This is a genomic window from Candidatus Omnitrophota bacterium (genome assembly GCA_025453395.1).
GTDB lineage: Bacteria > Omnitrophota > Gorgyraeia > Gygaellales > Profunditerraquicolaceae > JAlOQK01.
This window is the reverse complement of the sequence record JALOQK010000002.1, coordinates 358,992-384,946: the sequence shown is the minus strand read 5'-3', so window position 1 is coordinate 384,946 and position 25,955 is coordinate 358,992. Positions and strand designations below refer to the sequence as shown.

Annotated in this window: 26 protein-coding genes; all 26 read left to right on the top strand. The window is 41.6% G+C overall.

Going from position 1 to position 25,955, the window contains the following annotated elements:
- Positions 1 to 30 precede the first annotated feature (30 nt).
- The 26 genes from MUF05_03245 to MUF05_03120 all read left to right on the top strand — a co-directional run bounded on the left by MUF05_03245 (position 31) and on the right by MUF05_03120 (position 25,952).
- The gene (locus MUF05_03245) at positions 31 to 186 is read left to right on the top strand and encodes a hypothetical protein (GenBank protein MCU0666092.1); all 156 of its coding nucleotides are present in this window, start codon (positions 31 to 33) and stop codon (positions 184 to 186) included.
- Positions 171 to 1,130, top strand: a complete 960-nt coding sequence (locus MUF05_03240; GenBank protein ID MCU0666091.1) for a permease — start codon at positions 171 to 173, stop codon at positions 1,128 to 1,130. The genes MUF05_03245 and MUF05_03240 overlap by 16 nt, the downstream gene beginning before the upstream one ends.
- 135 nt (positions 1,131 to 1,265) lie before the next feature.
- On the top strand, positions 1,266 to 1,976 hold the full coding sequence (locus tag MUF05_03235) for a nucleotidyl transferase AbiEii/AbiGii toxin family protein (GenBank protein ID MCU0666090.1): 711 nt from the start codon (positions 1,266 to 1,268) through the stop codon (positions 1,974 to 1,976).
- Positions 1,973 to 2,473 (top strand): helix-turn-helix domain-containing protein, encoded by a 501-nt coding sequence (locus tag MUF05_03230; protein ID MCU0666089.1) that lies wholly within the window; start codon positions 1,973 to 1,975, stop codon positions 2,471 to 2,473. Before MUF05_03235 ends, MUF05_03230 begins: the two co-directional genes overlap by 4 nt.
- Positions 2,473 to 4,290 carry a carbamoyltransferase gene (locus tag MUF05_03225; GenBank protein MCU0666088.1) on the top strand — a complete coding sequence of 606 codons (1,818 nt, stop codon included), beginning with the start codon at positions 2,473 to 2,475 and terminating at the stop codon, positions 4,288 to 4,290. The genes MUF05_03230 and MUF05_03225 overlap by 1 nt, the downstream gene beginning before the upstream one ends.
- Before the next feature lie 4 nt (positions 4,291 to 4,294).
- Positions 4,295 to 4,693 (top strand): SxtJ family membrane protein, encoded by a 399-nt coding sequence (locus MUF05_03220; protein MCU0666087.1) that lies wholly within the window; start codon positions 4,295 to 4,297, stop codon positions 4,691 to 4,693.
- A 125-nt stretch (positions 4,694 to 4,818) separates the two neighbouring features.
- The gene (locus tag MUF05_03215; protein ID MCU0666086.1) at positions 4,819 to 4,977 is read left to right on the top strand and encodes a DUF5989 family protein; all 159 of its coding nucleotides are present in this window, start codon (positions 4,819 to 4,821) and stop codon (positions 4,975 to 4,977) included.
- 18 nt (positions 4,978 to 4,995) lie between these two features.
- Complete coding sequence (locus MUF05_03210; protein MCU0666085.1) at positions 4,996 to 5,757, top strand: DUF3108 domain-containing protein; 762 nt, start codon at positions 4,996 to 4,998, stop codon at positions 5,755 to 5,757.
- Positions 5,754 to 7,760 carry a DUF2079 domain-containing protein gene (locus MUF05_03205; GenBank protein MCU0666084.1) on the top strand — a complete coding sequence of 669 codons (2,007 nt, stop codon included), beginning with the start codon at positions 5,754 to 5,756 and terminating at the stop codon, positions 7,758 to 7,760. The genes MUF05_03210 and MUF05_03205 overlap by 4 nt, the downstream gene beginning before the upstream one ends.
- Positions 7,757 to 8,455, top strand: coding sequence for a glycosyltransferase (locus tag MUF05_03200; GenBank protein MCU0666083.1), 699 nt, complete (start codon positions 7,757 to 7,759; stop codon positions 8,453 to 8,455). The genes MUF05_03205 and MUF05_03200 overlap by 4 nt, the downstream gene beginning before the upstream one ends.
- Positions 8,456 to 8,458: 3 nt before the next feature.
- Positions 8,459 to 9,136, top strand: a complete 678-nt coding sequence (locus tag MUF05_03195; GenBank protein MCU0666082.1) for a glycosyltransferase family 2 protein — start codon at positions 8,459 to 8,461, stop codon at positions 9,134 to 9,136.
- Positions 9,094 to 10,368, top strand: a complete 1,275-nt coding sequence (locus tag MUF05_03190; protein MCU0666081.1) for an O-antigen ligase family protein — start codon at positions 9,094 to 9,096, stop codon at positions 10,366 to 10,368. Before MUF05_03195 ends, MUF05_03190 begins: the two co-directional genes overlap by 43 nt.
- The gene (locus MUF05_03185; GenBank protein ID MCU0666080.1) at positions 10,361 to 11,299 is read left to right on the top strand and encodes a glycosyltransferase family 9 protein; all 939 of its coding nucleotides are present in this window, start codon (positions 10,361 to 10,363) and stop codon (positions 11,297 to 11,299) included. Before MUF05_03190 ends, MUF05_03185 begins: the two co-directional genes overlap by 8 nt.
- Complete coding sequence (locus tag MUF05_03180; GenBank protein MCU0666079.1) at positions 11,296 to 12,690, top strand: mannose-1-phosphate guanylyltransferase/mannose-6-phosphate isomerase; 1,395 nt, start codon at positions 11,296 to 11,298, stop codon at positions 12,688 to 12,690. The genes MUF05_03185 and MUF05_03180 overlap by 4 nt, the downstream gene beginning before the upstream one ends.
- Positions 12,687 to 13,745, top strand: a complete 1,059-nt coding sequence (gene waaF, locus MUF05_03175; GenBank protein ID MCU0666078.1) for a lipopolysaccharide heptosyltransferase II — start codon at positions 12,687 to 12,689, stop codon at positions 13,743 to 13,745. Before MUF05_03180 ends, waaF begins: the two co-directional genes overlap by 4 nt.
- Entirely contained in the window at positions 13,742 to 14,857 is a 1,116-nt protein-coding gene (locus MUF05_03170; protein MCU0666077.1) for a DegT/DnrJ/EryC1/StrS family aminotransferase, read from the top strand. Before waaF ends, MUF05_03170 begins: the two co-directional genes overlap by 4 nt.
- A gap of 3 nt (positions 14,858 to 14,860) precedes the next feature.
- Positions 14,861 to 15,433, top strand: coding sequence for an HAD family hydrolase (locus tag MUF05_03165; GenBank protein MCU0666076.1), 573 nt, complete (start codon positions 14,861 to 14,863; stop codon positions 15,431 to 15,433).
- A complete protein-coding gene (locus MUF05_03160; GenBank protein MCU0666075.1) occupies positions 15,430 to 16,524 on the top strand; it encodes a hypothetical protein in 1,095 nt (364 codons plus the stop codon). Before MUF05_03165 ends, MUF05_03160 begins: the two co-directional genes overlap by 4 nt.
- Positions 16,521 to 18,371 (top strand): primosomal protein N', encoded by a 1,851-nt coding sequence (gene priA, locus MUF05_03155; GenBank protein MCU0666074.1) that lies wholly within the window; start codon positions 16,521 to 16,523, stop codon positions 18,369 to 18,371. The genes MUF05_03160 and priA overlap by 4 nt, the downstream gene beginning before the upstream one ends.
- A gap of 124 nt (positions 18,372 to 18,495) precedes the next feature.
- On the top strand, positions 18,496 to 19,440 hold the full coding sequence (fmt, locus tag MUF05_03150; protein MCU0666073.1) for a methionyl-tRNA formyltransferase: 945 nt from the start codon (positions 18,496 to 18,498) through the stop codon (positions 19,438 to 19,440).
- A 45-nt stretch (positions 19,441 to 19,485) separates the two neighbouring features.
- On the top strand, positions 19,486 to 20,511 hold the full coding sequence (locus tag MUF05_03145; GenBank protein MCU0666072.1) for a DUF4931 domain-containing protein: 1,026 nt from the start codon (positions 19,486 to 19,488) through the stop codon (positions 20,509 to 20,511).
- Positions 20,511 to 21,506 carry a galactose-1-phosphate uridylyltransferase gene (gene galT / locus MUF05_03140; protein MCU0666071.1) on the top strand — a complete coding sequence of 332 codons (996 nt, stop codon included), beginning with the start codon at positions 20,511 to 20,513 and terminating at the stop codon, positions 21,504 to 21,506. The genes MUF05_03145 and galT overlap by 1 nt, the downstream gene beginning before the upstream one ends.
- A gap of 39 nt (positions 21,507 to 21,545) precedes the next feature.
- Entirely contained in the window at positions 21,546 to 22,595 is a 1,050-nt protein-coding gene (gap, locus tag MUF05_03135) for a type I glyceraldehyde-3-phosphate dehydrogenase (protein MCU0666070.1), read from the top strand.
- A gap of 188 nt (positions 22,596 to 22,783) precedes the next feature.
- Complete coding sequence (locus tag MUF05_03130) at positions 22,784 to 23,605, top strand: sugar nucleotide-binding protein (protein MCU0666069.1); 822 nt, start codon at positions 22,784 to 22,786, stop codon at positions 23,603 to 23,605.
- On the top strand, positions 23,595 to 24,638 hold the full coding sequence (locus tag MUF05_03125) for an undecaprenyl/decaprenyl-phosphate alpha-N-acetylglucosaminyl 1-phosphate transferase (protein MCU0666068.1): 1,044 nt from the start codon (positions 23,595 to 23,597) through the stop codon (positions 24,636 to 24,638). The genes MUF05_03130 and MUF05_03125 overlap by 11 nt, the downstream gene beginning before the upstream one ends.
- 132 nt (positions 24,639 to 24,770) lie before the next feature.
- On the top strand, positions 24,771 to 25,952 hold the full coding sequence (locus MUF05_03120) for an ATP-binding protein (GenBank protein MCU0666067.1): 1,182 nt from the start codon (positions 24,771 to 24,773) through the stop codon (positions 25,950 to 25,952).
- The last annotated feature ends 3 nt before the right edge of the window (positions 25,953 to 25,955 follow it).

Below are 25,955 nucleotides of genomic sequence, written 5' to 3'. Positions count from 1 at the left end.
TAAGGTGCGCATATCTAGAGGAGGAATATGATGGAAAACAAGAATAATGCGGCAAATGTTAAAAAAGGGTTCTGGGCCAGATTAATGCAGAGCTTGGATAAAAAAATGCAGGAGCAGGCCAAGAAACAACCGTGTTGTTGTGCGGGCAAGAAAGAAGAAAAGGATGATTCGTGCTGCAATCCTTAATAGACAGGCTGACCTATTCAGTTTTACGCCTGCCTCCTGAAGCTCTATGGGCGCAAGCAGTAAATTTCTTTCTCTATGATTCGCTGAAGATAATATTTCTTCTTTTTGCCATGATCAGCGTAATCGGAGTCTTGCGCACTTACATCGCGCAAAATACGATTAAACAATGGCTGGCTAAAAGAGGGCTTTTCGGGTATTTCTTTTCCGCTTTATTCGGGGCGGTTACTCCATTTTGCTCTTGTTCGTCAATCCCCATATTTATAAGCTTTATTAAGGCAGGCATTCCGTTGGGGATCACTTTTTCCTTTCTTGTTACTTCGCCCATAATCAATGAATACCTTGTAGTTTTAATGCTTGGATTCTTTGGTTGGAAGATCGCCTTAGCTTATGTTTTAAGCGGCTTGGTTATTGGAATTGTATCTGGTTATGTTCTGGGAAAGATGAAACTGGAGCGCCATTTAGAAAAAGATTTTTCAAGCCAGGAGGATATTAAGCAGGATAAGATTTCTTATTCTAGTTTTAAAAGCCGTCTGGATTTTGGCCTAAGTGAAGCGTTTTCCATTACCAGGAAAATCTGGTTTTGGGTATTGATCGGGGTAGGCATTGGCGCTTTGATACACAATTATATTCCCAAAGAAAATATAGAGCATGTTATCGGGAAGACCGGCTTATTTTCGGTTCCGATAGCTACCTTGATCGGGGTGCCTCTTTATGGCAGCTGCGCCGCGATTGTGCCTGTGGCAGTGGCTTTATTTGAGAAAGGGTTTCCTCTGGGTACCGTGCTTTCTTTTATGATGGCAGTATCCGCGTTAAGCTTTCCTGAAGCTGTAATGTTAAGGCGCGCCATGCGTTTAGAGCTTATCGCTATATTTTTTGCCGTTACCGCCTTGGCAATTATTCTTACCGGATATTTATTCAATTTTCTGCAGAATTTCCTATTATAATCTTTTTATTTCTGTTATAATTAAGTTTCTAAAATTGAGCTTTTTTATGGGGCAGGACAATAGGGGAATTAAAACTTGACAATATGCCTGCTATAGTATATACTCTATATTGAATATAACTTATAAACTATAGAGATGGATAGTCAAATACGGGATTTTCAGAAAAGCATATTAAAAGCATTCTCAACCTGCGCGGGCTGTTTTGCTCTTGCCGGTGGGACGGCATTGGAATTATTTTATCTTAAGCACCGTTTTTCTTTTGACCTTGATTTATTCTCCGTAAAATTTAGCGAAAAGGAAATCCGGGACATAATTTCTGTTTTTAAGAAGCAAACAGGGGTAAAGGTCAAGTTAGTTTCGGAAATGGTTTTACCGTTTAGTGCCAGAGTTAAGTTTTTTTCTCTTTCTGGCGGCGCTGGCAAAAAAGCGTTAAAGATTGATTTTGTTGAAGAGGTTCTCTTAAAGAAACCAAAAATATTGCATTTTGACGGGATACCTGTTTATTCGGCAGAAGATATATATTATCAGAAGATCGCTTCTATCGCGGGAACAGGTTTTGTCCAAGATCAATTAGGCAGAGAAATTTCTACCGGCAGGAATCAGGCTCGGGATGCTTTTGACGTATATTATCTGTCAAACGAAGTTACGCCGCTTCATGTATTCTTAAAGAAAATGCCTGCTAATTTTCAACGGGGCATGGTTAGCTGGTATCAGTCGTTTTCCCGGGGAGACCTTAAAATATCTCTTTTGGATTTAGACATCTATGATAAGAAATTTGACAGCCGTGACATGATATCGCATCTGGACAGTGAAATTAAGAAATTTATCAAAGAGGCCATGGAATGAACATTTCAAAATATTTCTGGAATTTAAACCAGGAAACCTTAAAGCAAGCAGCTGGCGCGTTGAAAGACAAAAATAACCCGAAATTCATACCGCGCGCAGTTGATCTTCTTTCGCGCTGTCAAAAGCCGAAAGAAGTCTTTGCTATTATACATAAACAAGACTTTGTTGATACTTGGCCTAAGATAAATACTTATTGGAGAAAATACGGGCAGAATAGCGACTTTAGGAATTGGTGGCAGGCTGTTTATGAGCAGATTGTGGGGCAAGATGATTCTAAGCGGATGCCAAAAGGGTCTGTACCCTTTTTCTATCTAAAGATAGGCAATCTGATTAGAGAGGCAAGAATATCTGCTGGTTGGAGCCAAAAAATATTGGCCCTTAAAACAGGGATGCGTCAGCCGGATATTTCCAAGATTGAAGAAGGCAGGAAGAATATTACATTATGGACGCTTGCCCGGCTGTGTGCCGTGCTTGGCATTAAAAAAATCGAACTTTAATGAATATATTAGGCATCTCATGTTTTTACCACGATAGCGCCTGCTGTCTTGTGCAGGACGGAAAAATCATTGCCGCCGCGCAGGAAGAGCGTTTTACGCGTAAAAAGCATGATTTTAGTTTCCCTGCCCATGCTTTAGCCTTTTGTTTAAAATACGCCGGTATCTCTATTAAAGACGTGGATTTAATCGTTTTTTATGAGAAGCCCTTCATAAAATTTGAGAGGATTCTTGAAGCTTCGCTTTCTTACGCGCCATTAGGAATAAGTCAATTTGTGCAGGCAATGCCTTTATGGTTAAAACAGAAGCTTTGGATCCCGGAAATTATTCGCCAGAAGCTTGAATATACGGGTAAAATTGCTTTTTGCGGCCATCACGAGGCGCATGCCGCCAGCGCGTTTTATCCCTCGCCCTACCAGAACGCGGCATTTTTGACTATGGACGGGGTTGGGGAGTGGGAGACCGCCAGTTTTGGCACAGGCAAGGGGAATTCTTTAGAGATAAATTCTTATCTTCGTTTTCCGCATTCTTTGGGTTTGTTGTATTCGGCGTTTACTTATTTCTGCGGGTTTAAAGTTAATTCCGGCGAATACAAATTAATGGGGCTGGCCCCATATGGAGAACCCAGGTTTGCCTGTTTAATTAGAGATAAGCTTTTAGATTTAAAAGATGACGGCTCTTTTAAACTGAATATGAAATATTTCGGCTTTGGCTACGGCTTAAGAATGACCAACAGCGCCTTTGATAAGTTATTTGGCATGTTACCGCGAAAGCCCGAAACAAAAATTACCCAAGATTATATGGATATTGCCGCGTCAATCCAGCAGGTTACCGAAGAGATTATGCTTAAAATGGCGCGTCATGTGCGCCAAGTTACCGGGCAAGAGAATCTTTGTTTGGCAGGAGGCGTATCTTTAAATTGTGTCGGTAACGGTAAGATATTACGCGCGGGAATTTTCAAGAATATCTGGATCCAGCCGGCAAGCGGAGACGCTGGGGGCGCATTGGGAGCAGCCTTGGTGGGGTGGCATAATTATTCAGGAAAAACACGTAATCCAGAAAGTGTAAGCGATAGTCAAAAATCGTCTTTATTAGGGACAGAATATGCCCAAGAGGAAGTAGAAAATTTCCTGAAAACTCAAAGTGTGCCTTATCATAAGCTAGATCTTGCGCAAATCCCGGAAAAAACAGCGGATTTAATCATTAACGGCAATATTATTGGCTGGTTTCAGGGCAGGATGGAATATGGGCCAAGGGCCCTTGGCGCAAGAAGCATTATCGGTGATGCCAGAAACACCCAAATGCAGTCTAAAATGAACCTTAAGATTAAATATCGTGAATCTTTTCGTCCATTTGCTCCCACAGTATTAAGTGAAGAGGCGGGAAAGTGGTTTGAAATGGATTGCGAAAGCCCGTATATGCTGCTTGTCGCAGATTTAAAAAAAGAAAAGCGCTCTGGCAATCCGCTGGAATTAGAAAAGGCAAATGGCTTTGATAAATTAAGGATAGAGCGCTCTATTGTTCAGGCGGTAACCCACGTAGATTATTCCGCGCGTGTTCAGACGGTGAAAAGAAGCGATAATCCGCTTTACTATGACACCATAAACGCGTTCTTCAAGAAAACCGGATGCCCGGTAATCATCAATACTTCTTTTAATGTGCGCGGTGAGCCGTTAGTGGAGAGCCCGCAGGATGCCTTCAGGTGTTTTATGCGCACAGAAATGGATTATTTGATCATCGGGCAGTATCTTTTGGATAAAAAAGAGCAAAAACAAATGCCTAAGGATACATCCTGGCAGAAGGAATTTGAACTGGATTAAGCTTATGGATATTGTATTTGATAAGAAGACATTAAAAAATTTCGGCTTAACTATGGCAGTTGCCTTAGCAGTTATTTTTGCCTTGGTTTTTTTCTTTCACAAGCATATCAATTATTGGCTATTAGCGATATCCCTAATTTTTCTTGTTTTAGCGGTAGTTTGCCCTTTTGTTTTAAAGCCGGTTTATATTTTATGGATGAAGCTGGCAAAGATCTTAAGCTGGATAAATACCCGTATCTTGTTGATCATTATGTTTTACCTTATTTTTACACCCATTGGAATAATGATAAGATTGTTGGGCAAGGATTTATTGGAAAGAAAGATTGATAAGAATAGTAAGACTTACTGGAAGAAAAAAGAGAAGGGGGAATTTACCCCTGAAAGTTATTTGCACCAATTTTAATGGTACCTTTGCCTATCGTAACCTTGGCAATAAGGATTGCCAAGTACGCCCCGCGGGGCGGAAGGCAAAGTACGCCCTTACTGGGCGGAGGATCAAGTGTTTAGTTTTCTACTGGAGGAGGGGGTATGGGGAAGTTTACAATATTAAAAGAATTTTGGATGTTTTTAAGAGTACGCAAGAAATGGTGGCTGACCCCGATAGTGGTGATGCTTCTTCTCTTGGGGCTTTTAATCTTTTTCTCGCAATCGTCCGTTGTAGCGCCTTTTATTTATACTTTATTTTAGAAGCGGGGGCAAGTTCCTATGAAGAAAATTATTCTATTAATTTTAGCCTTCGGGTTTGTCATCGCGGTTTTTAATTATCGTGCCAACAGCGATATTCCAGGCATTATTGATAAGCTTAATGCGCCGATTAATAAAGCGCAAAGCAGTGATTTGGCCTATAAAGTGTACTTATTTAATTTAATTCCCATCGCCGAGGCTGTAGTTAAAAGCCCAAAGGCAGAAACATATTCCGGGAAGAAAGCGCTGCATCTTGCGATGGAGGCGGCGACAACGCAAAATATCGCGTTTCTTTTTAAAGGCAATGTGAAACTTGATTCTTATCTTGATCCCAAAACCGGAAATCCGGTTTATTTCCGTCAGGAGTTATTTACCAGCAATCATGGGCAAAAGATCAAAGAGGTTTATTATGACCAGGCCGCAGGGGTTATGGCCTTAAACGGGGTCAGGCGCGTGATTTTTCCTGATACGCAGGATTTTCTTTCGCTTGTTTATGGGATGGGGAAGTTTGATTTTACCAAGAATCCGCGGTGTAAGTTTTATATTAATACCAACCAGAAAAACTACGTTTTTTTGGGTGCCGCAGCGTTAAAGCCTGTCCGGAAGGGAAGAAAAACTTATGATCTGCTAAACCTGCAGGCGCAGATAAGAAGAGAAGACAAAAATAATCCATACCATAGGACAAACCTCGGTGTTTATATGTTTGAAGGCGTGCCAGTTTATATAAGGGTTGTTGCCTCCGGGATATTAATAACCGCAAGACTATATGATATAAGGCAATGATCGCGTTTTTGTTTTCCAATATTGTTGTTTTAACCTGCGCGGTTGTCTTAAGCAAAAACATTTTAAGAATAACCAATGCGCTGGAATGCGGTATCGCGTCTTTTATATTATATAGCGCGCAAATTGTCTTTACTGAAATTCTATTAGGGGTATTTGAGAGGCTTACCTTTTCTAATCTTATCCTTGTCCACAGCGGCATTTTGGTTTTGGTATTAGCTTGCGCGCGCCAAAAAAATAAGCGCATAAGCCGGATAGATTTTCCGCTTAATAAATTAGAGCGCTTCATTTGCGCCTCAATAATAAGTTTCCTTTTAGTGAAAATGGCTGTTGTTCTGTTAAATCCCCCAATGGGCTGGGATGCGATCAATTATCATTTGACTTTTCCGGTGCAGTGGCTGAAAAACGCCAATCTTAATATCCCGGTTGTTGTGGGTGACGACCCCAGCCCCACATATTATCCGATTAACGCAAGTTTGTATTATTTCTGGTTGATCCTTCCTTTTAAAAGCGTTTTTTTGGCAGATGCCGGGCAGTTTCCATTTTGGCTGTTATCTGTGTTGTTGGTATATAAAATTATCCGTTTCTTCAAGGCGGACAGGGAAGTTTCATTTTATGGGGCGTGTTTGTTCGCGGTTATCCCGAATCTTTTCCGTCAAATAAGTATTGCCTATGTTGATTTGATGGTCGCGGGTTTGTTTTTATCCGGGTTGTATTACCTGTTTGTTTTATCCAAGGAATTTAGCTTTAAGAATACAATCTTATTTGCCATAAGTGCCGGGCTTATGATCGGAGTAAAGACAATAGCGCTTCCTTATGCTTTTCTTTTGGCGCTTCCCTACGGCTATATATGCCTGAGAAACCTTAAGAAAATATATTTGCCCGTGATAGCAATTGGCCTGATATTTATTTTTGGCGCTTTTAGTTATCTGCGCAATTTTATAGAAACCGGTAATCCTTTTTATCCATTGAATTTCTCTTTATTTGGTAAAGCTGTTTTTCCCGGGGTAATGGATATGGCGGTTTACCGCGCGCATTTTACTTCCAGTGCCTATAGTTTAAAGAAAATACTTTTCGGCGAGGGGTTAGGCCTTCAGACCGTTATTTTTATTTTGCCGGTGGTATTTCTTGCTCCGGTATTTTTATTATTCAAAGAGAAGAATAAAAATTTTATCCTGGGGTTTTTCTCGGTAATGCCGTTATTATTCTGGTTTGTTTACCGCTATTATATCCCGTTAGCTAACTTAAGATACCTGTATGCATTCTTTGGGATTAGCATGGCCTGGGCATTTTATATTATATGGCAATTGAAGGTGCCTATAAAAATTATACGTTGGGCGGTTTTTGTTTGTTTTTTATGTTCGTTCCCGGAGATGGCAAAGAAAATCGAACTTGTCATTTCGCTTGTTCTTGCCGCGGTTTTATTTTTCGCAAGCTTCAGGCTAAGGCTTAAGAAATCGCATTATCCGCTTATTTTGGTTTTTATATTGTTGAGCCTTGTTTTTGCTCAAAAATATCACCAGAAAAATGAGTTTGCGCGCTACAGAAAGATGGTGAAATCTTCCGGTTTTTGGCCGGATGCCACAGAGGCGTGGGAATGGTTAAACCAGAATACAAAAACTGATAATATTGCTTATACCGGCAGGCCTGTGCCTTTCCCCTTATACGGGGCTAATTTCAAGAATAATGTTTTTTATGTTTCCGTTAATAAGATTGACCCGGTAAAACTGCATTATTTTCCAGAGAGCAGTTATAAATGGGGGATTGACTTTATGGATATGCATTTAAGTTTTCAACAGCCAAACAATTATCGCGGTATGGCAAGTTATGCTGATTGGCTGGGTAACCTTAAGCGAAGAGGCGCCGGTTATCTTTTTGTCTATTCTTTGCATCAGACAAAACAGCTTGTTTTTCCCATAGAGGACCAATGGGCAAAAGCGCACCCGGAAAATTTTACGCTTGTTTTTGACAATAGAGAAACCCGTATTTATAAATTAAATATATGAAGTTATCCATAATTGTCCCAGTTTACAACGAGGAAGAAAATATTTGCGAGGTTATTGCCAAGATTGAAGAAACCGTGAAAATACCGCACGAGCTGTTGATAGTTAACGACCACTCAAGCGATAAAACCGGTGAATTGGCTTTAAGTTTGCTTAAAGATTATCAAAACCTCTCGGTAGTGGATAATATCACGGATAAAGGTTTTGCTAATGCTTTAAGGTTTGGTTTTAAAAGCGCTAAGGGGGATGTGTTTTTGCCGGTGATGGGAGATCTGTGCGATGATTTAAATGATATTGCGCAGTTATATGAAAAAATAAAACAGGGTTTTGATATCGCCTGCGGCTCAAGGTATATCCATTCAGGCGCGCGCAAAGGGGGCTCGGCGTTTAAGGCGTTTTTATCTTCCTTTGCCGGGGTATCCACGCGTTTTCTTATCGGAATTCCCACTTCTGATATAACTAACGCCTTTAAGATGTATAGAAAAGAAGTAATAGACAGCATTACTACTTATTCCCGGGGTTTTGAGATATCCATGGAAATTCCGCTCAAGGCGTATTTTATGGGCTACAAAATCACGCAGATCCCTACAGCCTGGAATGAAAGGACCAAAGGAAAATCAAATTTTAAAGTCTTTAAACTAATGCCTGCGTATTTAAAGCTTTATTTCTGGGCGATCACAAGGAGAATAAAAGGATAAAATATGCCATACCTGTCAGTTATAGTCCCGGTGTATAATGAGTCAGCCACTGTTAGGCAAATCCTGGATAAAATCAATCAACTGCCTATGGATAAGGAAATCATCGCGGTTGATGACGGCTCAACAGACAATACGCACAAGGTGTTAAACGAAATAAAATATCCTGAACTGCAGGTTATTCATCACGCGAATAACCGCGGCAAGGGGCAAGCCGTTTTGACTGGTTTGTCTCACGCGCAGGGAGAATTCGTGATTATCCAGGACGCGGATCTGGAATATGACCCGGCGGATTATTTTAAGCTTATTCAGCAGATAAAACAGACTAACGCTGATATTGTCTTGGGGGCAAGATTTACGCAAGGCCATTCAGGGTTGCATGTGCATCGCCTGGGGAACCGGTTCTTGACCGGACTGCTGAATTTTCTTTTTGGAAGCAATCTTAATGACTATGCCACCTGTTACAAAATCGCCAGAAAAGAAGTATTCAGTTCTTTAAGCTTAAAGGCCACGGGTTTTGATTTTGATGTGGAAATGATCTGCAAGGCGCTTAAGAAGAAACTGAAGATATCGGAAGTGGCGGTACAGTATTTTCCCAGGACATATAAAGAGGGCAAGAAGATACGCTGGCATGATGGATTGTGGGCGATATTTTATTTAATAAAATACAGAATAACGGGGTGAAGCTTATGGACTTGGCAAAGAAAACAGCTTTTTTTATGGTGTATTATTCAATTATCGCTATTCCGTTTTTTATGGCGATAAACCAGGCTCCCACGAATGTGTTTATGGGCATTTTATTATCGGGTTTTTTGCTGAAAAAACTTCTTGATCGGGAAAGTTTTTTCCCGAGGCTTTCGATAAACTTGCCGCTTGCGATTTTCTTCCTGCTAACCTGTGTATCCATATTGCATTCAGTAAGCATTAAAGATACTTTAAGAGGCGGCATCCTGCGGCTTTTAGAATATATTTTAGTTTTATACGCCGTTTATTATTCCGTCCAGGATAAGAAACACTTAAGCCGCATAATTTTATCGTTTTGCGCCGGGATAATTTTGACATGCGCTAATGAGTTTTGGCAGGTTTATTCGGGAAAAGATTTTATTAGGGGCACTGATGTTATACTTAATATCGGGCTTTTGCGCGCGACTTCATCTTTTGGCGACGCGAATACGCTGGGGATTTATCTGAGCGCGCTTGTCCCGGCTGTTTTAGGCGGGGCATTCTTCTATCATAAAGGCCTAAAGAGGGTTTCTTTGGTTATAGTTTCGATTCTAGGCGTCTTAGGCATTGCTTTAACATACTCAAGGCCGACGCTGTTAGCCATATATGTTGTTTTATGGTTTTTTGCTATCGCGAGAAAAAATAAAAAACTTATTATTTTCTTAGCTGTATTTACCGTATTGGCGCCGTTAATGTTACCGCTTTCAGTTAAGAAGTGGGCCAAAGAAGTTGATTACAATCCCTTAAGATTCATGTGCAATGATGATAGGGTCACTATATATAAGCGCTCTATAGAAATGATAAAAGACCATCCGGTTATTGGTTTTGGCGCCAATACATATATGAAAGATTATAAGGGCTATAAATATACTGTACCGGCATACAGAGGGGTTGAGACCATAGATTATATTTACGCGCATAACAATTTTCTGCATATGGCTGTTGAGGTGGGGTTGGCGGGGTTGGCGGTTTTTCTCTGGTTTATATTCGCTGTTTTTAAAGAGGCAAAATCAACTTTTTCTTGCCTCAAAGATGATTACCTGAAAGTTATTTGTTTGTCATTGACCGCATGCGTCATCGCGTTTCTTGTGAATGGCTTGACTGAAAGCAGCCTTTATTATGCCCGTGTAGCGCTTATCTTTTGGTATTTGTGCGGGCTTCTTTTAAGTTTAAGAAGGATTTCTTGTGCCTAATATTATTTGTTTGCGCAATGATCGTTTTGGCGAGTTTCTATTAAGCATCCCGGCGTTTAGGGCGCTAAAACAATTGTTCCCGGGATTTAAGCTTATTTTAGCAGTCGATACTGTTGTTGCGGATATAGCAAGATTTATTCCCGGTGTAGATGAGGTTTTAATCTGGGAGAACAGAAAACATTCTCTGGCCGAAGTTTTGTCTTTCTCAAGAGAATTGCGCCGCAAAAGAATAGGAGTTTTTGCGGTGTTTAATCCTTCAAAGCAGGCGCATCTTATTTCTTTTTTATCCGCAGCAAAGGTTCGTTTGGGTTGGAAGCGTAAGTGGGATTTTTTCTTAACCCATAAGGCTTCTGATCAAAAACACGCTGGCAATAAGCATGAGATTGATTCTAACCTTGAGCTGGTTTCGGTCTTGGGGATAAAAGATTTTGATAAGCGCTTGTCCCTTAATATTGACACAAAACAGGCAGATGGGTTTTTATCCGGAATAGTAGTGCATCCCTGGACAAGCGATCAGGTTAAGCAATGGCCGCTTGAAAATTTTCGTGGACTTATTGAACGGTTGCTTAAGTGTTGTAATTTGCCTATAATTATAGTTGGCGGCAAAGAACAGCTTCAAGAGGCAGAAAGAGTATTTTTTGGGCTTGATAAGCAAAAGGTTTTTGATTACACAGGAAAAACTACCCTGCCGCAGTTAGCCGGGATATTAAAGAAAAGCAGCCTTCTTATATCAGGGGATAGCGGGCCGGTGCATCTTGCTTCCTGTGTGGATACTCCCACAATAGCTATTTTTCGCAATGATATTCCCGGGAAATGCCCGCTTCGTTGGGGCCCCAGAGCAAGCCGCAGCGCTGTGTTGGAGGCGAAATCATTGCAAGATATAAGCGTGGAAGATGTTTTAAACAAGGCAAAGGAGTTTCTAAAAATATGAATTACGCCGTGATACTTGCTGGAGGGGTAGGAAGCCGTTTTTGGCCGTTTAGCCGGCAGCTTGAGCCTAAACAATTTATGCAGATTATAGGCGACAAAAGCCTTATTCAGGCTACGGTTTTACGCCTGAATGGTATTGTTCCGGCGGAAAATATATATATTGTCACTAATAAGGCTTATGGTTATGAGGTTAGACGCCAGCTTGAGAAATTTAAGATGCTCCCGCAGAACATTATTCTTGAGCCGCAAGGAAAGAATACCGCTTCCGCAATAGGATTATGCGCCAAGCTTATTTTGGCAAAGGATAAAAACGCTAATTTGATTGTTTTACCGGCAGATCATTATATATCCGGGATGAATGGATTTAAATTTACCATTAAACAGGCTTTAGAAGCGGCAAGAAAAGACTTTTTGGTTACTATCGGCATTAAGCCTAAATATCCGGCGGCCGGATACGGGTACATAAAGGTCAGCTATCAGCTATCAGCTATCAGCCGTCAGCTTTATAAGGTGGAGAAATTTCTGGAGAAGCCGCCTTTAGATAAAGCGAAAATATATTTTAAGGATAAACGATTCTTTTGGAATAGCGGGATTTTTGTTTGGAAGGCGCAAGTTTTTTATGAACAAATCAAGAGATATTTGCCTGGTTTGCACAAAACACTTGAGAAAATAAATTCTCAAGAAGATATTGCAGTTTATTGGGGAGAAATTCATCCGGTTTCTGTGGATTATGGGATCATGGAGCATGCCAAAAATATCGCTTTAGTTAAGGCTGAATTTTCCTGGACGGATTTAGGCAGTTGGGACGCATTGCAGCAGGTCTTTCAGAAAAATAAAAAAGGCAATATCTATCAGGCTGATTGTATGGATTTTGACAGCCGCGGTATTTGTGTTTTTAGCCGCAGCAACCGCCTGATCTCTACCATAGGCCTGGAGAATTTAATTATCGCCGATACCCCAGATGCGCTTCTTATCTGCGACAGAAATAAGGCTGAAGATGTAAAGAAAGTCGTTGATAGCCTGCAAAAGAAAGGGCGCAACGAGCATATCGCTCATCTGACCGATAAGAGGCCATGGGGAGAGTATACTGTTTTGCATGGCGCCGCCGGTTTTAAGATTAAGCTTATTGAGATCTCTGCTAAAAAACGTTTGAGTTTGCAAAGCCATAAGCACAGGGCAGAGCATTGGGTGGTTGTTTCAGGAGTTGCCAAAGTTACAAGCGATAGCGCCGTGCGCATCGTAAGAAGCAATCAAAGTATTTATATCCCCAAAGGCGTTAAACATCGTTTGGAAAATCCGCAGAACTGCCCGCTTAAAATCGTGGAAGTGCAGACCGGGGCATATCTTGAAGAAGATGATATCAAGCGTTTCCAGGATGATTTTAAAAGATGAAGAATATCTTGATAGTTAACCCTTTCGGGATAGGCGATGTTTTGTTTACCACTGGATTGGCGCGTAATTTACGCTCTGGTTTTCCCGATAGCCGTATTACATATTGGTGCAACCAAAGAGTAAAAGAAATCTTAGAGCTTAATCCCAATATTGATGATATCATTGCTTGCTCCCGGGGAGATTTAAAAAAGATCTTCCACGCTTCTTTTTTGAATGGCATAAAAAGCCTATTTTCTTTATGCCGGCTGATCAGAAAGAAGCATTTTGAATGCGTTTTTGATTTTTCATTGGACTATCGTTACAGCCTGTTGCTTAAAATGTTGGGAGTGCCTAAACGAATCGGGTTTGATTATAAGAATAGAGGCAGGTTTTTAACTGATAAGATTAAAATCCAAGGTTATGATGCTTTGCATGCGGCAGAGTGGTACGCGCAATTATTAAAGTTTGTGGGCGTTAAGCCCGATGACAATCATTTGGATCTATTTGTAAATGACGAAGATACTAAGGTTGCCAAGAAGCTTATTTCTAACGCCGCAAAAGCCCCTCTTGCGGCAATTGCCGTTTCCTCAGGGGCAAGTTGGGGCAAGAGAGCCTATTTAAAGCAATGGCCTGAAGAAAATTTCGCTGAATTAATAGACAGGTTGGTAAGTGGTTTAAAAGCAGAAGTGGTTTTAATCGGTGATGTTTCAGAAGAAAAGGTTGCTGAAAGAATAGAAAAACTTTTATCAAATCCCGTAGTTAATCTTTGCGGCAAGACAACTTTGCGGCAGTTAGCTGCGGTAATCAATCTATCGCGCGCGGTTATCGCGACAGACGGAGGGATCTTGCATATGGCAAGGGCATTAAATATTCCCGCGGTATCAATATTTGGGCCAGTTGACGAGCGTGTTTATGGGCCGTATCCGGCTTCGGAGAAATACCGCGTGGTAAAAGCTCAAGTTCCCTGCCGTCCCTGTTACCGTGATTTTCGCATAGAAGATTGTCAGCACAACTTAAAATGCTTAACGAATATTAAACCAGATGAGGTTTTTGAAAACTTGAGGAGGATTTGGTGAAGATTGCGCTTGTTGATTTAGGCCTGCAGCATAAGAAGCTTAAGAAAGATATCTTAAGATCAGTAGAAAAAGTTATCGCCAGAGGAGATTTTATCTTAGGCGAAGATGTGAAGCTTTTTGAGCAGGAGTTTGCAAAGTTTTGTGGCTCTGATTATTGTGTGGGGGTTAGTTCCGGCACGGCAGCTTTATTTTTGGCGTTAAGCGCTTTGGGCATAAAAGACGGCGATGAGGTGATCGTGCCTGCTTTTACTTATATTGCTACCGCTTTAGCGGTTTCTTACACCGGCGCAAGGCCTGTTTTTGTTGATGTTGACGAAAAAACTTATAATTTAAATCCATCGCTTTTGGAAAAAGCGATTACTCCAAAGACTAAAGCCGTAATCCCGGTGCATTTATACGGCCAACCGGCTTGTATGCCGCAGATTATGCGTATCGCCGGTAAATATAACTTAAAAGTTATTGAGGATACAGCACAAGCGCATGGCGCAAATATGCTTATGCCTGACGGTAAAAAACATCTCTGCGGCAGTATTGGCGATATCGGGTGTTTTAGTTTTTATCCCTCTAAGAATTTAGGGGCCTTAGGAGATGGCGGAGCGATTACTACTAATAGCAAGCAGATTTACGATAAATTGAACATGCTGCGCGATTATGGGCGAGCGTCTAAATATGAGCATGTAATGGTAGGTTACAATTCCCGCTTGGATACTTTGCAGGCCGGAATATTGCGTTACAAGCTAAGAAAGCTGCAAGAGTGGAATAATTGGCGCATCAAAGCGGCAGGCTGGTATAATAAATTGCTTTCCGGCATTGACGGCATAACTACTCCTTTTGCGCAGGAAAACAGCAGGCATGTTTATCATGTTTACGCGGTGCAATCTCATTCCAGAGATAAGCTGAGTAAGTATTTATCCGAAAAGGGGATCGGGGTTATTGTGCATTATCCTATTCCAGTGCATCTTCAGAAAGCATATGAGGGTTTAGGATATAAAAAGGGTGATTTTCCGGTTTCCGAGAAACTATCAGAGAGGGTTTTGTCTTTGCCGCTTTATCCTTACATCACACAAAGCCAAGTTAAAAAAGTTGTAGGCACCATAAAAGAGGTGATTTGATAGATGAAGATAAAGGCGGTATTTCTGGATCGCGACGGAGTGATCAATCAGTATCCGGGAGATTTTAAATATGTTACCTCTCCCGAAGAATTCCATCTTTTACCCGGGGCAGGCCAGGCAATAAACAAATTAAATGCCGCGGGGTTCAAGGTGTTTGTAGTTTCTAATCAGGCCGGAGTAGGAAAAGGGATCTATTCCCAAGGTACATTAGATGCGATCACCTGCGGGATGGAAGAACTTTTGAAAAAAGATGGCGCGGTTATTGATCAGGTTTACTATTGCACGCATACCAATGAAGCCAATTGCAACTGCCGCAAGCCCAAAAACGGGCTTGTGCATATGGCAGTAGCGCGCATGGCTAATTATGGCAAGCAGCTTGATCTATCCAAAAGCTATTTTGTCGGCGATACCATCCGGGATATAGAAACCGGGAAATCCTCCGGGGTAAAAACTATTCTGGTTTTTTCCGGAAAAGAAAAACAAGATAATAAGCCCAACTGGCATATCCAGCCTGATTTTACTGCTTTAGATCTGCCCAAGGCAGTAGAAATTATCCTGAAAGAAGGCGCAAAGTGAAGATCCTGGTATTGCATTCTTCTGCCGGAGGCGGGCATAGGAAAGCCGCGGAAGCCATCTTTAATTATTTGCGCAATAACCATAAAGACGCCCAAGTTAAAATCGTTGATTCTTTGGAATACTGTTCATGGTTATTTAGGTTTTCCTATCATACCGGTTACACTTTTCTAGTTAATCACGCCACAGCTATCTGGGGGTTTCTTTTTGGGGCGACTTCTTCGGCAGTTTCGCGCAAGATCTTGCGCAAGCCGGCGGTGATATTAAATCATATTAATACGGTTAAATTCAGGGAATTTTTGATTAGAGAAAATCCGGATTTGATTATTTCCACGCATTTCTTGTCGTCGGAAGTATCCGGAATCTTAAAATCCAACGGTTTGATCAATTCTAAAGTTGTTACCGTGATTACGGATTTTGGCGTGCATTCGTTTTGGCTGGCCAACGGCATAGATTATTATTGGGTTGCTTCAGAAAAAACAAAGGATATTTTGATTGAAGAGGGCATCCCCGATAAATCGATTTTAGTTTACGGCATTCCGGTTGACGTAAAGTTTGAAGCAAGTTTCAACAAACAGCTTCTGCGCCAGAAAATCGGGCTTGATAAGAATAAATTCACCGTTTTATTGGCAACCGGTTCGTTTGGCATCGGCCCCTTAGAAGAGATAACAACAGCTTTAAAAGATCACGCGCAAATTATTCTTGTCTGCGCCCGAAATAAGAAGCTTTATAAAAGAATGCTTAGGCTTAATTATCCTCAAGTAAAAGTTTACGCTTTTGTGGATAACATGGAAGAATTGATGGCCTCTTCCGATATTATCATAACCAAGCCCGGCGGCTTAAGCGTCTCCGAATTATTGGCGATGGACCTGGCGCCTATTTTTATTTGCGCTATTCCCGGCCAGGAAGAAGCTAACGCCCGCATACTTATGGAGCAGGGAATAGGTTTTTTTGCTAAAACCCCCCAAGAGGCAAAGGAAAAAACTCTTGAGTATATCCAAAACCCGCAAAAATTAGAACAGGTAAGAAGTAATATCCGTTTTTTCAAAAAAACCAACCCCTTGCAAAACATTAACAACCTGATCAATAAGTGAAAAATAATTCTTACGCGAAAATAGTTTTCCCTTTGGCTATTGAAGGCCCGTTTGATTATCTGGTGCCTGAAGATTTGCGCGCGCAAATAAGCATTGGTTCAAGGGTCTGGGTAGAGTTGCGCGGCAAGAAGGCTTTAGGTTATGTTGTGGGCTTGTCTTCAGTTTCCAGCATACCGAATATAAAGCCGATAAAATGCCTACTTGACAAAAAGCCCATTCTAGATCAGGGCGGCCTTCTTTTAGCCCGCAAGATCGCTGATTATTATTGCTGTTCTTGGGGAGAGGCCATTGATACAAGCCTGCCGCAGGAGATAAGAAAAGGAAGAAGCGTTGATTTTGTTGATATTCTGCGTAAACCGCAAAATCCTGATCAGTTTCAGGCAGAACTTTTATTGGATATGACAGGGCAAAAGCGCTGGGAGGTTTATTTCGCAGAGATGAGAAATAAATTACAAGAAGCAAGAGGGGTAATCTTTCTTGTGCCGGATATGCAGGCGTTAGAGCTTGCCGCAAAGCTAATAAAAGCCAATATAAACGATGAATTTGTGGTTTCCTGCCGTAACAAACCCGGCCAGCTTAAGGATTGGATCAGGGTCAAAGAGGGCAAGGTCAAGCTTGTCGTCGGGGTAAGATCCGCGTGTTTTGCCCCGGTTGATAATTTAGGGCTTATTATCGTTGATGAAGAGCAGGATTTTTCCTATAAGCAGGATCAGGTTCCGCATTACCATGCTGTCGGGGTAAGCCTGATGCGCGCGAAGATCCAGGGCGCGAAGGTTATTTTATCAAGCCGGGTGGTTTCTTTAGAAAGTTATTTCTTGTGCCAACAGGGGCAAATAAAATACCGTGTTTTATCAGATCTTTCTTCGGTTAAAACCCAGGTTAAGATATTTGATACGCGCAATCTTTCAGATTACAGCCGTATTAAGCATCCTATTTTTGCCCGTTATATTTTAGATCTTATAGCTAACCATCTTGACAGAAAAGAAAAGGTGCTTATTTTTCTGGATCGCAAAGGTTTTGCTACCTTTGCCTTTTGCCCGAATTGCGGCAGGGTAATCAAGTGCCCTCGTTGCCAGACGAACTTAGTGCTGCATTTTAAAGAAAATATCCTGAAGTGCCATCATTGTGTTTACAAGATCGCTGTTCCGGGAGTCTGTGAAGCCTGCAAATCCAGCTATATCCGATATCGGGGATTTGGCCTTGAAAAGATCGAAAGTGAGCTATCCAGGATATTCCCCAAAGCCAAGATCAGATTATGTGAAAGATTGGATCCCGATGAAAATTTATCCGAAGATATTGTACTTTCTACCGAAGTTATTACGCGCCATTCTGCGGGCAGGTTCGCCTTTACGGTAGCTTTGCAGATGGACAGCATACTTAACCAACTGGATTTTCGTTCTAAAGAAAAGGCCTTTAGGATTTTAGCAGGGCTTCTAACCATGACTGACAAGGATTTAATAGTCCCGACTTCATTGCCGGGAAATTTTTGTTATAAAGCCATCCAGAATAAAGATTTTGGGATGTTCATGGAGCATGAGTTGGCAGAAAGAAAGGATATGGATTTTCCTCCTTACCGGCATTTTGCAGCGGTTAAATTAAGAGGTAAGCTTCAGGATAAGGTTAAACAAGCAGGAGAGGATTTATCTGGCATGCTAAAACAGGCAGGCGAAACAATAGAAGTTGTTTCTTCGACTAATGTGCCCAATATAAAATTGCGGGGCAATTACCATTGGCAGGTATTGTTTAAGGCCGACGACCCTTATAAGGCGACCGCGCTGTTGAAGAAAAATCTTAAAAGTTTCAAGCATTCAGGTATAATAGTAACAGTAGATATGGATATAGCGTAAAGTGTAAAGCGAAAAATGTAAAGCTATAGCTTAAAACTTAAAGCTTTGAATTTTGCACTGTAGTTTTACACTTTACACTTTTATTTTTACGCTAGCAGTACAACATTTAACAGTTAACTTGTATATGCGTATTATTTTTCTAGGAAGCGCTGGATTTGCCGTCCCATCTTTAGAAATGCTTATTGACTCTAAGCATGAAATTTCCTGCGTGGTCACCCAGCCGGACAGAAAAAAAGGCAGAGGACAGAAAATTTCGCCTGTGGCAGTTAAGCAGGCGGCGATAGAGCGCGCAATAGAGGTTTTTTCTCCCGAAGACATCAATGCCGCGGAATCCGTAAGTTTGCTTAAGTCTAAAAAAGCCGATCTTTTTATTGTTATTGCCTACGGCCAAATATTAAGCCAGGAAATACTGGATATCCCTAAGGTAATGCCGATTAATTTACACGCTTCTCTTCTTCCCGCATATCGCGGAGCTGCGCCAATTAACTGGGCGATCATTAACCAGGAGAGAACAACAGGGGTTACAGTGATGAAAATCACCCTTAAAATGGATTCCGGCCCCGTGATCCTTAAGCAAGAAATCAAGATCTTAGATTCAGATAACGCCATGAGTTTAAGTGAAAAGCTTTCCCTGGAAGGCTCAAGGCTTTTGTCGCGCGCGTTAGATTTGATTTCTTCGGGTAAATACGATCTTCTGCCGCAGGATGATAAAAAAGCCAGCTATGCCCCGAAATTAAAAAAAAGCCATGGGCAGATAAATTGGGAGAAATCTGCTGAAGAAATAAGCCATCTGATCCGCGGTTGCCTTCCCTGGCCAACAGCTTTTACTTATCTTAAGGGCCATTTATTGAAAATTGAGCAAGCCCAAGCCGTTCATTGCGTATCTAAAAGAGCGGATTTAGCTTTTGGGGCAGTAGAAGCTATAACCAAAGACGGGATTTTGGTAAAATGCGGCATGGGATGCCTTTTGATCAAGAAGCTTAAGCCAGAAGGCAAGAGGCTTATGAGTTCTGCAGAATTTACAGCTGGGCACAAGCTTATTGTTGGGGATATTTTTAGCGTAACATAAATATTTCGTTGCATTTAGCGATAGCTATGCTATAATAAAAAAACTATGCCAGAACTAAGAAAAGATCCTGTATTAGGAAGATGGGTGATTATTGCCACCGAACGCTCAAGGCGTCCGGATCAGTTTACAAGCACTGTTTCCGATTCTCATCCGGAAGAGCCTTGTCCTTTTTGCGAAGGCCAGGAATCTCACACCCCTGCGGAAATATGCTCTATTCGTTATAAAAACTCAAACCCTAACACCCCGGGATGGGATGTGCGCGTTGTTCCCAGCATCACGCCTTTCTTGCGCATTGAGGGAGATTTAGACCGCCGCGGTAAAGGCATGTATGATTTAATGAATGCCACCGGGGCCCACGAAGTAGTCATAGAAACCAATCAGCATATTGCCAATATCGCTGACCTGCCCGAGGATCAGATTGCTAAAGTTATCCAAACTTATATAAACCGGGTCAATGATCTTGAAAAAGACACCCGCTTGAAATATGTTTTGGTTTTTAAGAATTACGGATGGGTAGCCGGCGCCGGAAGGATAAAACATTCGCGTTCGCAGTTGATCGCTACTCCGGTTAACCCGAAAAGGGTAAAAGAAGAATTGGTCGGGGCAAGGAAGTATTATGATTATCACGAGCGCTGTGTTTTCTGTGATTTAATAAAGCAAGAGCTGGAGGCGAAAGACCGGCTGATCCTTGATTTTGACGGTTTTATCGCGGTTGCGCCTTTTGCCGCGAGGTTTCCTTTTGAGATTTGGATTTTGCCTAAAAAGCATTCCTGTGATTTTGTTAATTTGGATATGCATGAGCGCATTAATTTGGCCAGGATTTTAAAAATAGTCTTATCCAAACTTAAAAAAGGCTTGAACGACCCGCCGTATAACTATGTTATCCATACGGCTCCATTCCGCAGGCAGAAAACCGGGTATTGGAAAAGCATTGATAACGACTATCACTGGCATATTGAAATTATGCCGCGCTTAACGCGTATGGCGGGTTTTGAATGGGGGACAGGTTTTTATATCTGTCCGCTTCCTCCTGAAAACGCTGCCCAATTCTTAAGAGAGGTGCAAGTATAATGCCGCAATTAAGAAGAGATCCGATTGTGGGAAGATGGGTTATTGTGGAGACGGATAAACCGCATAAGCCCGAAGATTACGCCCATGAACAGTATATTCAGAAACCCGGAAATTGCCCGTTTTGCTACGGCAACGAAAATCAGACCCCTGCGGAAATAGAGGCATTTCGTTATCCGGACAGCCAGCCGAATTCTTCAGGTTGGCAGGTAAGGGTTATCCCGAATAAATTCCCGGCGCTGCAGATAGAAGGGGATTTGGATAGAAGAGGAAATGGTATTTATGATCTTTCTAATGGCATTGGGGCGCATGAGGTTTTGATAGAAACACCCTATCACGCTAAGGACCTTTGTGATCTTTCCCAAGAGGAAATAGAGCGGATTATTGCCATGTATTGCCACAGGATTAATGATTTGACTCATGACCACCGCTTCAAGTATATCATGCTTTTTAGAAACTATGGCCCGGCGGCAGGGGCCTCATTAGAGCATCCCCATACGCAGCTCGTAGCTCTTCCTATGGTGCCTAAAAACGTTATGGAGGAGTTGTCAGGGGCGAAGGCATATTATGATTACAGAGAGCGTTGTGTTTTCTGCGATGTTATCCGTCAAGAGCTTGAGGATAAGCAAAGGATTATCCTGGAAAATAAGCATTTTGCTTGCTTTTGCCCGTTTGTTTCACGGTTCCCTTTTGAAATATGGATAACGCCAAAGCACCATAAGGGGCATTTTTGCCAGATGACCCAGGAGGAGTTGCCAGAATTCTGCGCGATATTAAAGGATACAATTACAAAGATTAAGAAAATATTTCCCAATTTATCGTATAACTTTATTGTTCATAGTTCTCCTATTAATGGTGATTCTGAAGTGGAAAGTTATCACTGGCACTTGGAATTTATGCCTAAGTTAACGCGGGTAGCTGGTTTTGAATGGGGCACAGGTTTTTACTACGTAGCAACCTCGCCGGAGACAGCCGCGCAATATTTAAAATCGGTTTAATTTTAAACAATAAATACAACTAATAAGGAGGAAAGCAAAATGGCAGTGAAAGTCGGTATTAATGGTTTCGGAAGGATAGGCCGTTTGGTGGCCCGGGCGATCTTGGAAAAAAAGAATACCAGCCTTGAACTTGTCGCGGTCAATGATTTGACTGATGCCAAATCCAACGCGTATCTTTTTAAATATGATTCAGTCCACGGCCGTTTTAACGGTGATGTCAAAGCGGGCGAGGATTCAATTATAGTGGACGGAAAGGTAATAAAAGTTTTGGCGAAAAAAGACCCGGTAGAGCTTCCTTGGAAGGACTTAGGGGTTGATATCGTAATTGAATCAACCGGACTTTTTACAATTAAAAAAGACGGGGTAAATAAAAAAGGCAAGGAAGTAAGGGGCGCGGAGAGCCATATTACCAAAGGCGGGGCCAAAAAAGTTATAATTTCCGCTCCAGCCGAAGGCGAAGATATTACTATTGTTATGGGGGTTAATGAAGATAAATACGACCCTAAGAATCACAATGTAGTTTCTAATGCTTCCTGCACCACGAATTGCCTTGGGCCTATTGCTAAGGTAATGAATGACAGATGGGGGATTGAAAAGGGTTTGATGACTACGATTCACTCCTATACTAATGACCAAAAGATTCAGGATATGGCGCATTCAGACTTGCGCCGTGCCCGAGCTGCCGCAGTATCCATGATTCCTACTTCAACCGGGGCTGCTAAAGCCATCGGCCTTGTTATTCCGGAATTAAAAGGAAAACTGGACGGATTTGCCATGCGTGTTCCCACGCCTAATGTATCAGTTGTGGATTTAACCTGCTCCATGCTTAAAAAAGTAAGCGCGGAAGAGTTAAATGCCGCGTTTAAAGAGGCTAGTGATGGCGCAATGAAGGGGATTTTAGGCATTACTATGGACCCGGTGGTTTCTGTTGATTTTAACCACTGCTTGCTTTCTTCTATTGTGGACGGCTTAAGCACTAAAGTAATACAGGATAATTTTGTTAAGGTGCTTTCCTGGTATGATAACGAATGGGGTTATTCCAACCGGGTAGTGGACTTAGCAGAATTTATGGTTAAAAAAGGCCTATAAGGCTAAAGGTTTTTAGTATTAAAAAGGGCTGGTTTCTGTAATTAGAAGCCGGCCCTTTTTGCGTTTAGGAAAATAACGCTTAAGATTATGTCCTACAATAGATTAAGTGCGATAAATATAGCTAAAAAAAGCTTGCTTCATGGAGGTTTTAATGCTAACATAAAAATCTATTTATCAAGCCTGAAAATATGAGAAAAAAAGCGCTTATTATCGGTAACGGTTATATCGGAAAAAGGCTTCAAGATGCCCTGGATTGCCCTATTTCAGATAAAAGAATATCTTGTTATCAGGATATTGCGCAAGAGTTGGCCCGCTATAAGCCGGATGTCCTTATTAATTGCATTGGCAAGGTTGGCAGGAATGTTGACCAGTGCGAATTGGATATAGATCAGACGCTTTCAGCAAATACTTTTGTTCCTTTGATTCTAGCGGAGGCTGCAGTAAGACATAAAGTAAAACTGGTGCATATAAGTAGCGGCTGTATTTTTCATTATGATTATAAGAAGAATATTCCTATAACTGAAAATCGTCCTCCTGATTTCCTGGATCTGTTTTACAGCCGCAGTAAGATTTATTCTGAAAACGCGCTTTTTGCGTTAATGAAACAGTTCCCGTTTTTAGTATTAAGAATTAGGGTTCCCTTAGATAATATACCTGATCCGCGTAATCTTTTAACTAAGCTAATAGGTTATCGCAAGGCAATAGACCTGCCCAATTCCGTCACCTATATCCCGGATTTTCTTCAAGCGGTGAAGCATCTAATCATGCGTAAGTGTAATGGCGTTTATAATGTAGTAAATCGGGGCGCGCTTTGTTATCCGGATTTGCTTGATGAATACCGGAAATATTTTCCAGAATTCCAATACGAAAAAGTTAAATTCAAAAGTTTAGGCCTTGTGCGTACAAATCTTGTTTTGTCCTGCCGGAAGCTGGAATCAACGGGCTTTAAAATGCGCCAAATCAAAGCGGTATTGCCGGAATGCGTTAGAGAGTATGTCCATGGCGCTTAGTTTATTACCATATATATTGGTTCCGTTTTTTATCGTTTTGGCTGCTACTGCGCTGGTCCTAAGATTTTCCTTTAGGCTTGGCATTGTGGCTGTGCCCAGGGATGACCGCTGGAATAAAAAGCCTACATCTTTGTTGGGAGGAGCAGGGATTTTCTTAGGTTTCGCAGCTTCCTATTTTATTTTATGCCGGCCGGACTTGTATGATGGTATGCCATTTTTGCTGGGGGCAACAGGTATGTTTTTGACCGGCATATTGGATGATAAATTTTCCCTTAGCGTGCTATTTAAAATTACCCTGCAGTTTATTTCCGTGCTGGCATTTTTTTTCTTTTCCGGGTATTTTAATCTGTCAGGGGCGCATTTTTTTGGGGTAATCTTTTTGGCCCTGCTGTTGTGGGTGGCAGGAGTAACCAATGCCTTGAATTTGCTTGATAATATGGATGGGCTTGCTTGCGGGATTGCGGCTATAGCAGGCATATTCTTTGCGCTTATATTGTGGCAGGCCGCGTATTCCTTTGCGGCGGGTGTTCTTTTTGGGTGGCTTCCGGGCGCGCAAGTTTATATAGCGCTTATCATCTGCGGGTGCGCTTTGGGTTTTCTTTTTTATAATTTTAATCCGGCAAAAATATTCATGGGTAATTCCGGAAGCATGTTTTTAGGGTATTCTTTGGCGGTTCTTGCTTTATCTGCAGCCTTTAGCGCTAAAGATATATTCCAAGTTGTAGCTATCCCTGTGATGGTGTTAATCGTGCCTTTGTTTGATACTTTTTTTGTGGCGATTACCCGCGCGTTAGAGCGCCGCCCGATATATAAAGGCGGGATAGACCATCTTTCGCACCGTTTGGCAAGATTAGGTTTGTCTGATAAAAAAGTAACATTGATTTTTTACGCGATAGCCGTGTTTTTTGGGGCGCTGGCGTTTGGCTATTCTGTCCGCCCAAGTTTTATTATTGTTGCGGTTTCTGGCGCAGGTGTTTTGGCAATGGGATTATCAGGAGTTTTTATTTTTAAAGCAACATCAAGGCTAAGTTAAATGCTCTATTCACTTGGTTGTAAAAAAGACCCCAAAGACGACCGCGATATTCCCATGGGGCTGGAGTAGAAAATTCTTGATAACATTTTCTACTTTGGTATAATTTGTAAGAGAGTATAAAAGGAGACTTTCGTGCTTAAAAGATACTTGGAAGACTGTATTTTTGAGGATTTGAAGGATAAGATGGTTTTTATCTCCGGCCCGCGGCAGGTAGGTAAAGCCACGCTCGCCAAGCAGGTTGGTGATGGTTTTTTTAAAGGTAAGTATGAATATTTAAATTGGGATAACAGGGATGATAAAAAGACTATTCTCCGTGGTGCATATCCTGCGGGGATGCGGCTTTTTATCTTTGATGAAATCCATAAATACAGAAACTGGAAAAATTATTTAAAAGGTGAACACGATAAATATAAAGAAAAGTTCCATATTCTTGTAACCGGCAGCGCCAGGCTTGATATCTATAAGAAAGGCGGGGATTCGTTGCTTGGCCGGTATCATTCTTATAGATTGCATCCATTATCCCTTGGGGAATTATCCGGCGGGGATAAGAAGTATATTCCTTTTAAGGAGATTGATTTTCAGCGGTATAACGACAGCCATGCGGAAATATTTAAGAAATTGCTTAAATTCGGCGGTTTCCCAGAGGTATTCATTAAACAGGATGAGAGGCAACTACGCCGGTGGCATAATGAGAGGATAGATAGACTAGTCAAGGAAGACATCCGCGATGTGGAAAGTATCAGGGACATCTCCGCAATGGACATTCTAACGGAAATTCTGCCCGGGAAGGCAGGTTCTTTGTTTTCCTTAAATTCACTGCGCGAGGACTTAAACGTTACCCACAAGACTATAGCCTCTTGGGTTGATATCCTTGAAAAGTTCTATTATCATTTCAGGGTATATCCTTTCCGCAGTGCCGTGATAAGATCTCTTAGGAAAGAGCCTAAACTGTATCTTTGGGATTGGTCCCAGATTGAAGATGAAGGCGTCAGATTTGAAAATATGGCTGCTTTACACCTGTTAAAGTTTTGCCATTTTCTTTTTGACGTTGAAGGCTATAAAGCCCAGCTTTATTATTTGCGCGATAAAGAACAGCGGGAAGTGGATTTTCTGGTGAGCGTTGAAGGAAAGCCGTGGTTTTGCGTTGAAGTAAAATCTTCGTTTAAGGGCAATATTTCAACTCCGTTGGCATACTTTAGCAAAAAACTCAAAATCCCGTTTAGCTATCAGGTCGTAAAGCAAGAAGGAATTGACCTTATAAAAGACGGCATTCGAGTGATCAGCGCGGATAAATTTCTTGCTTCGTTGGTTTAAGCC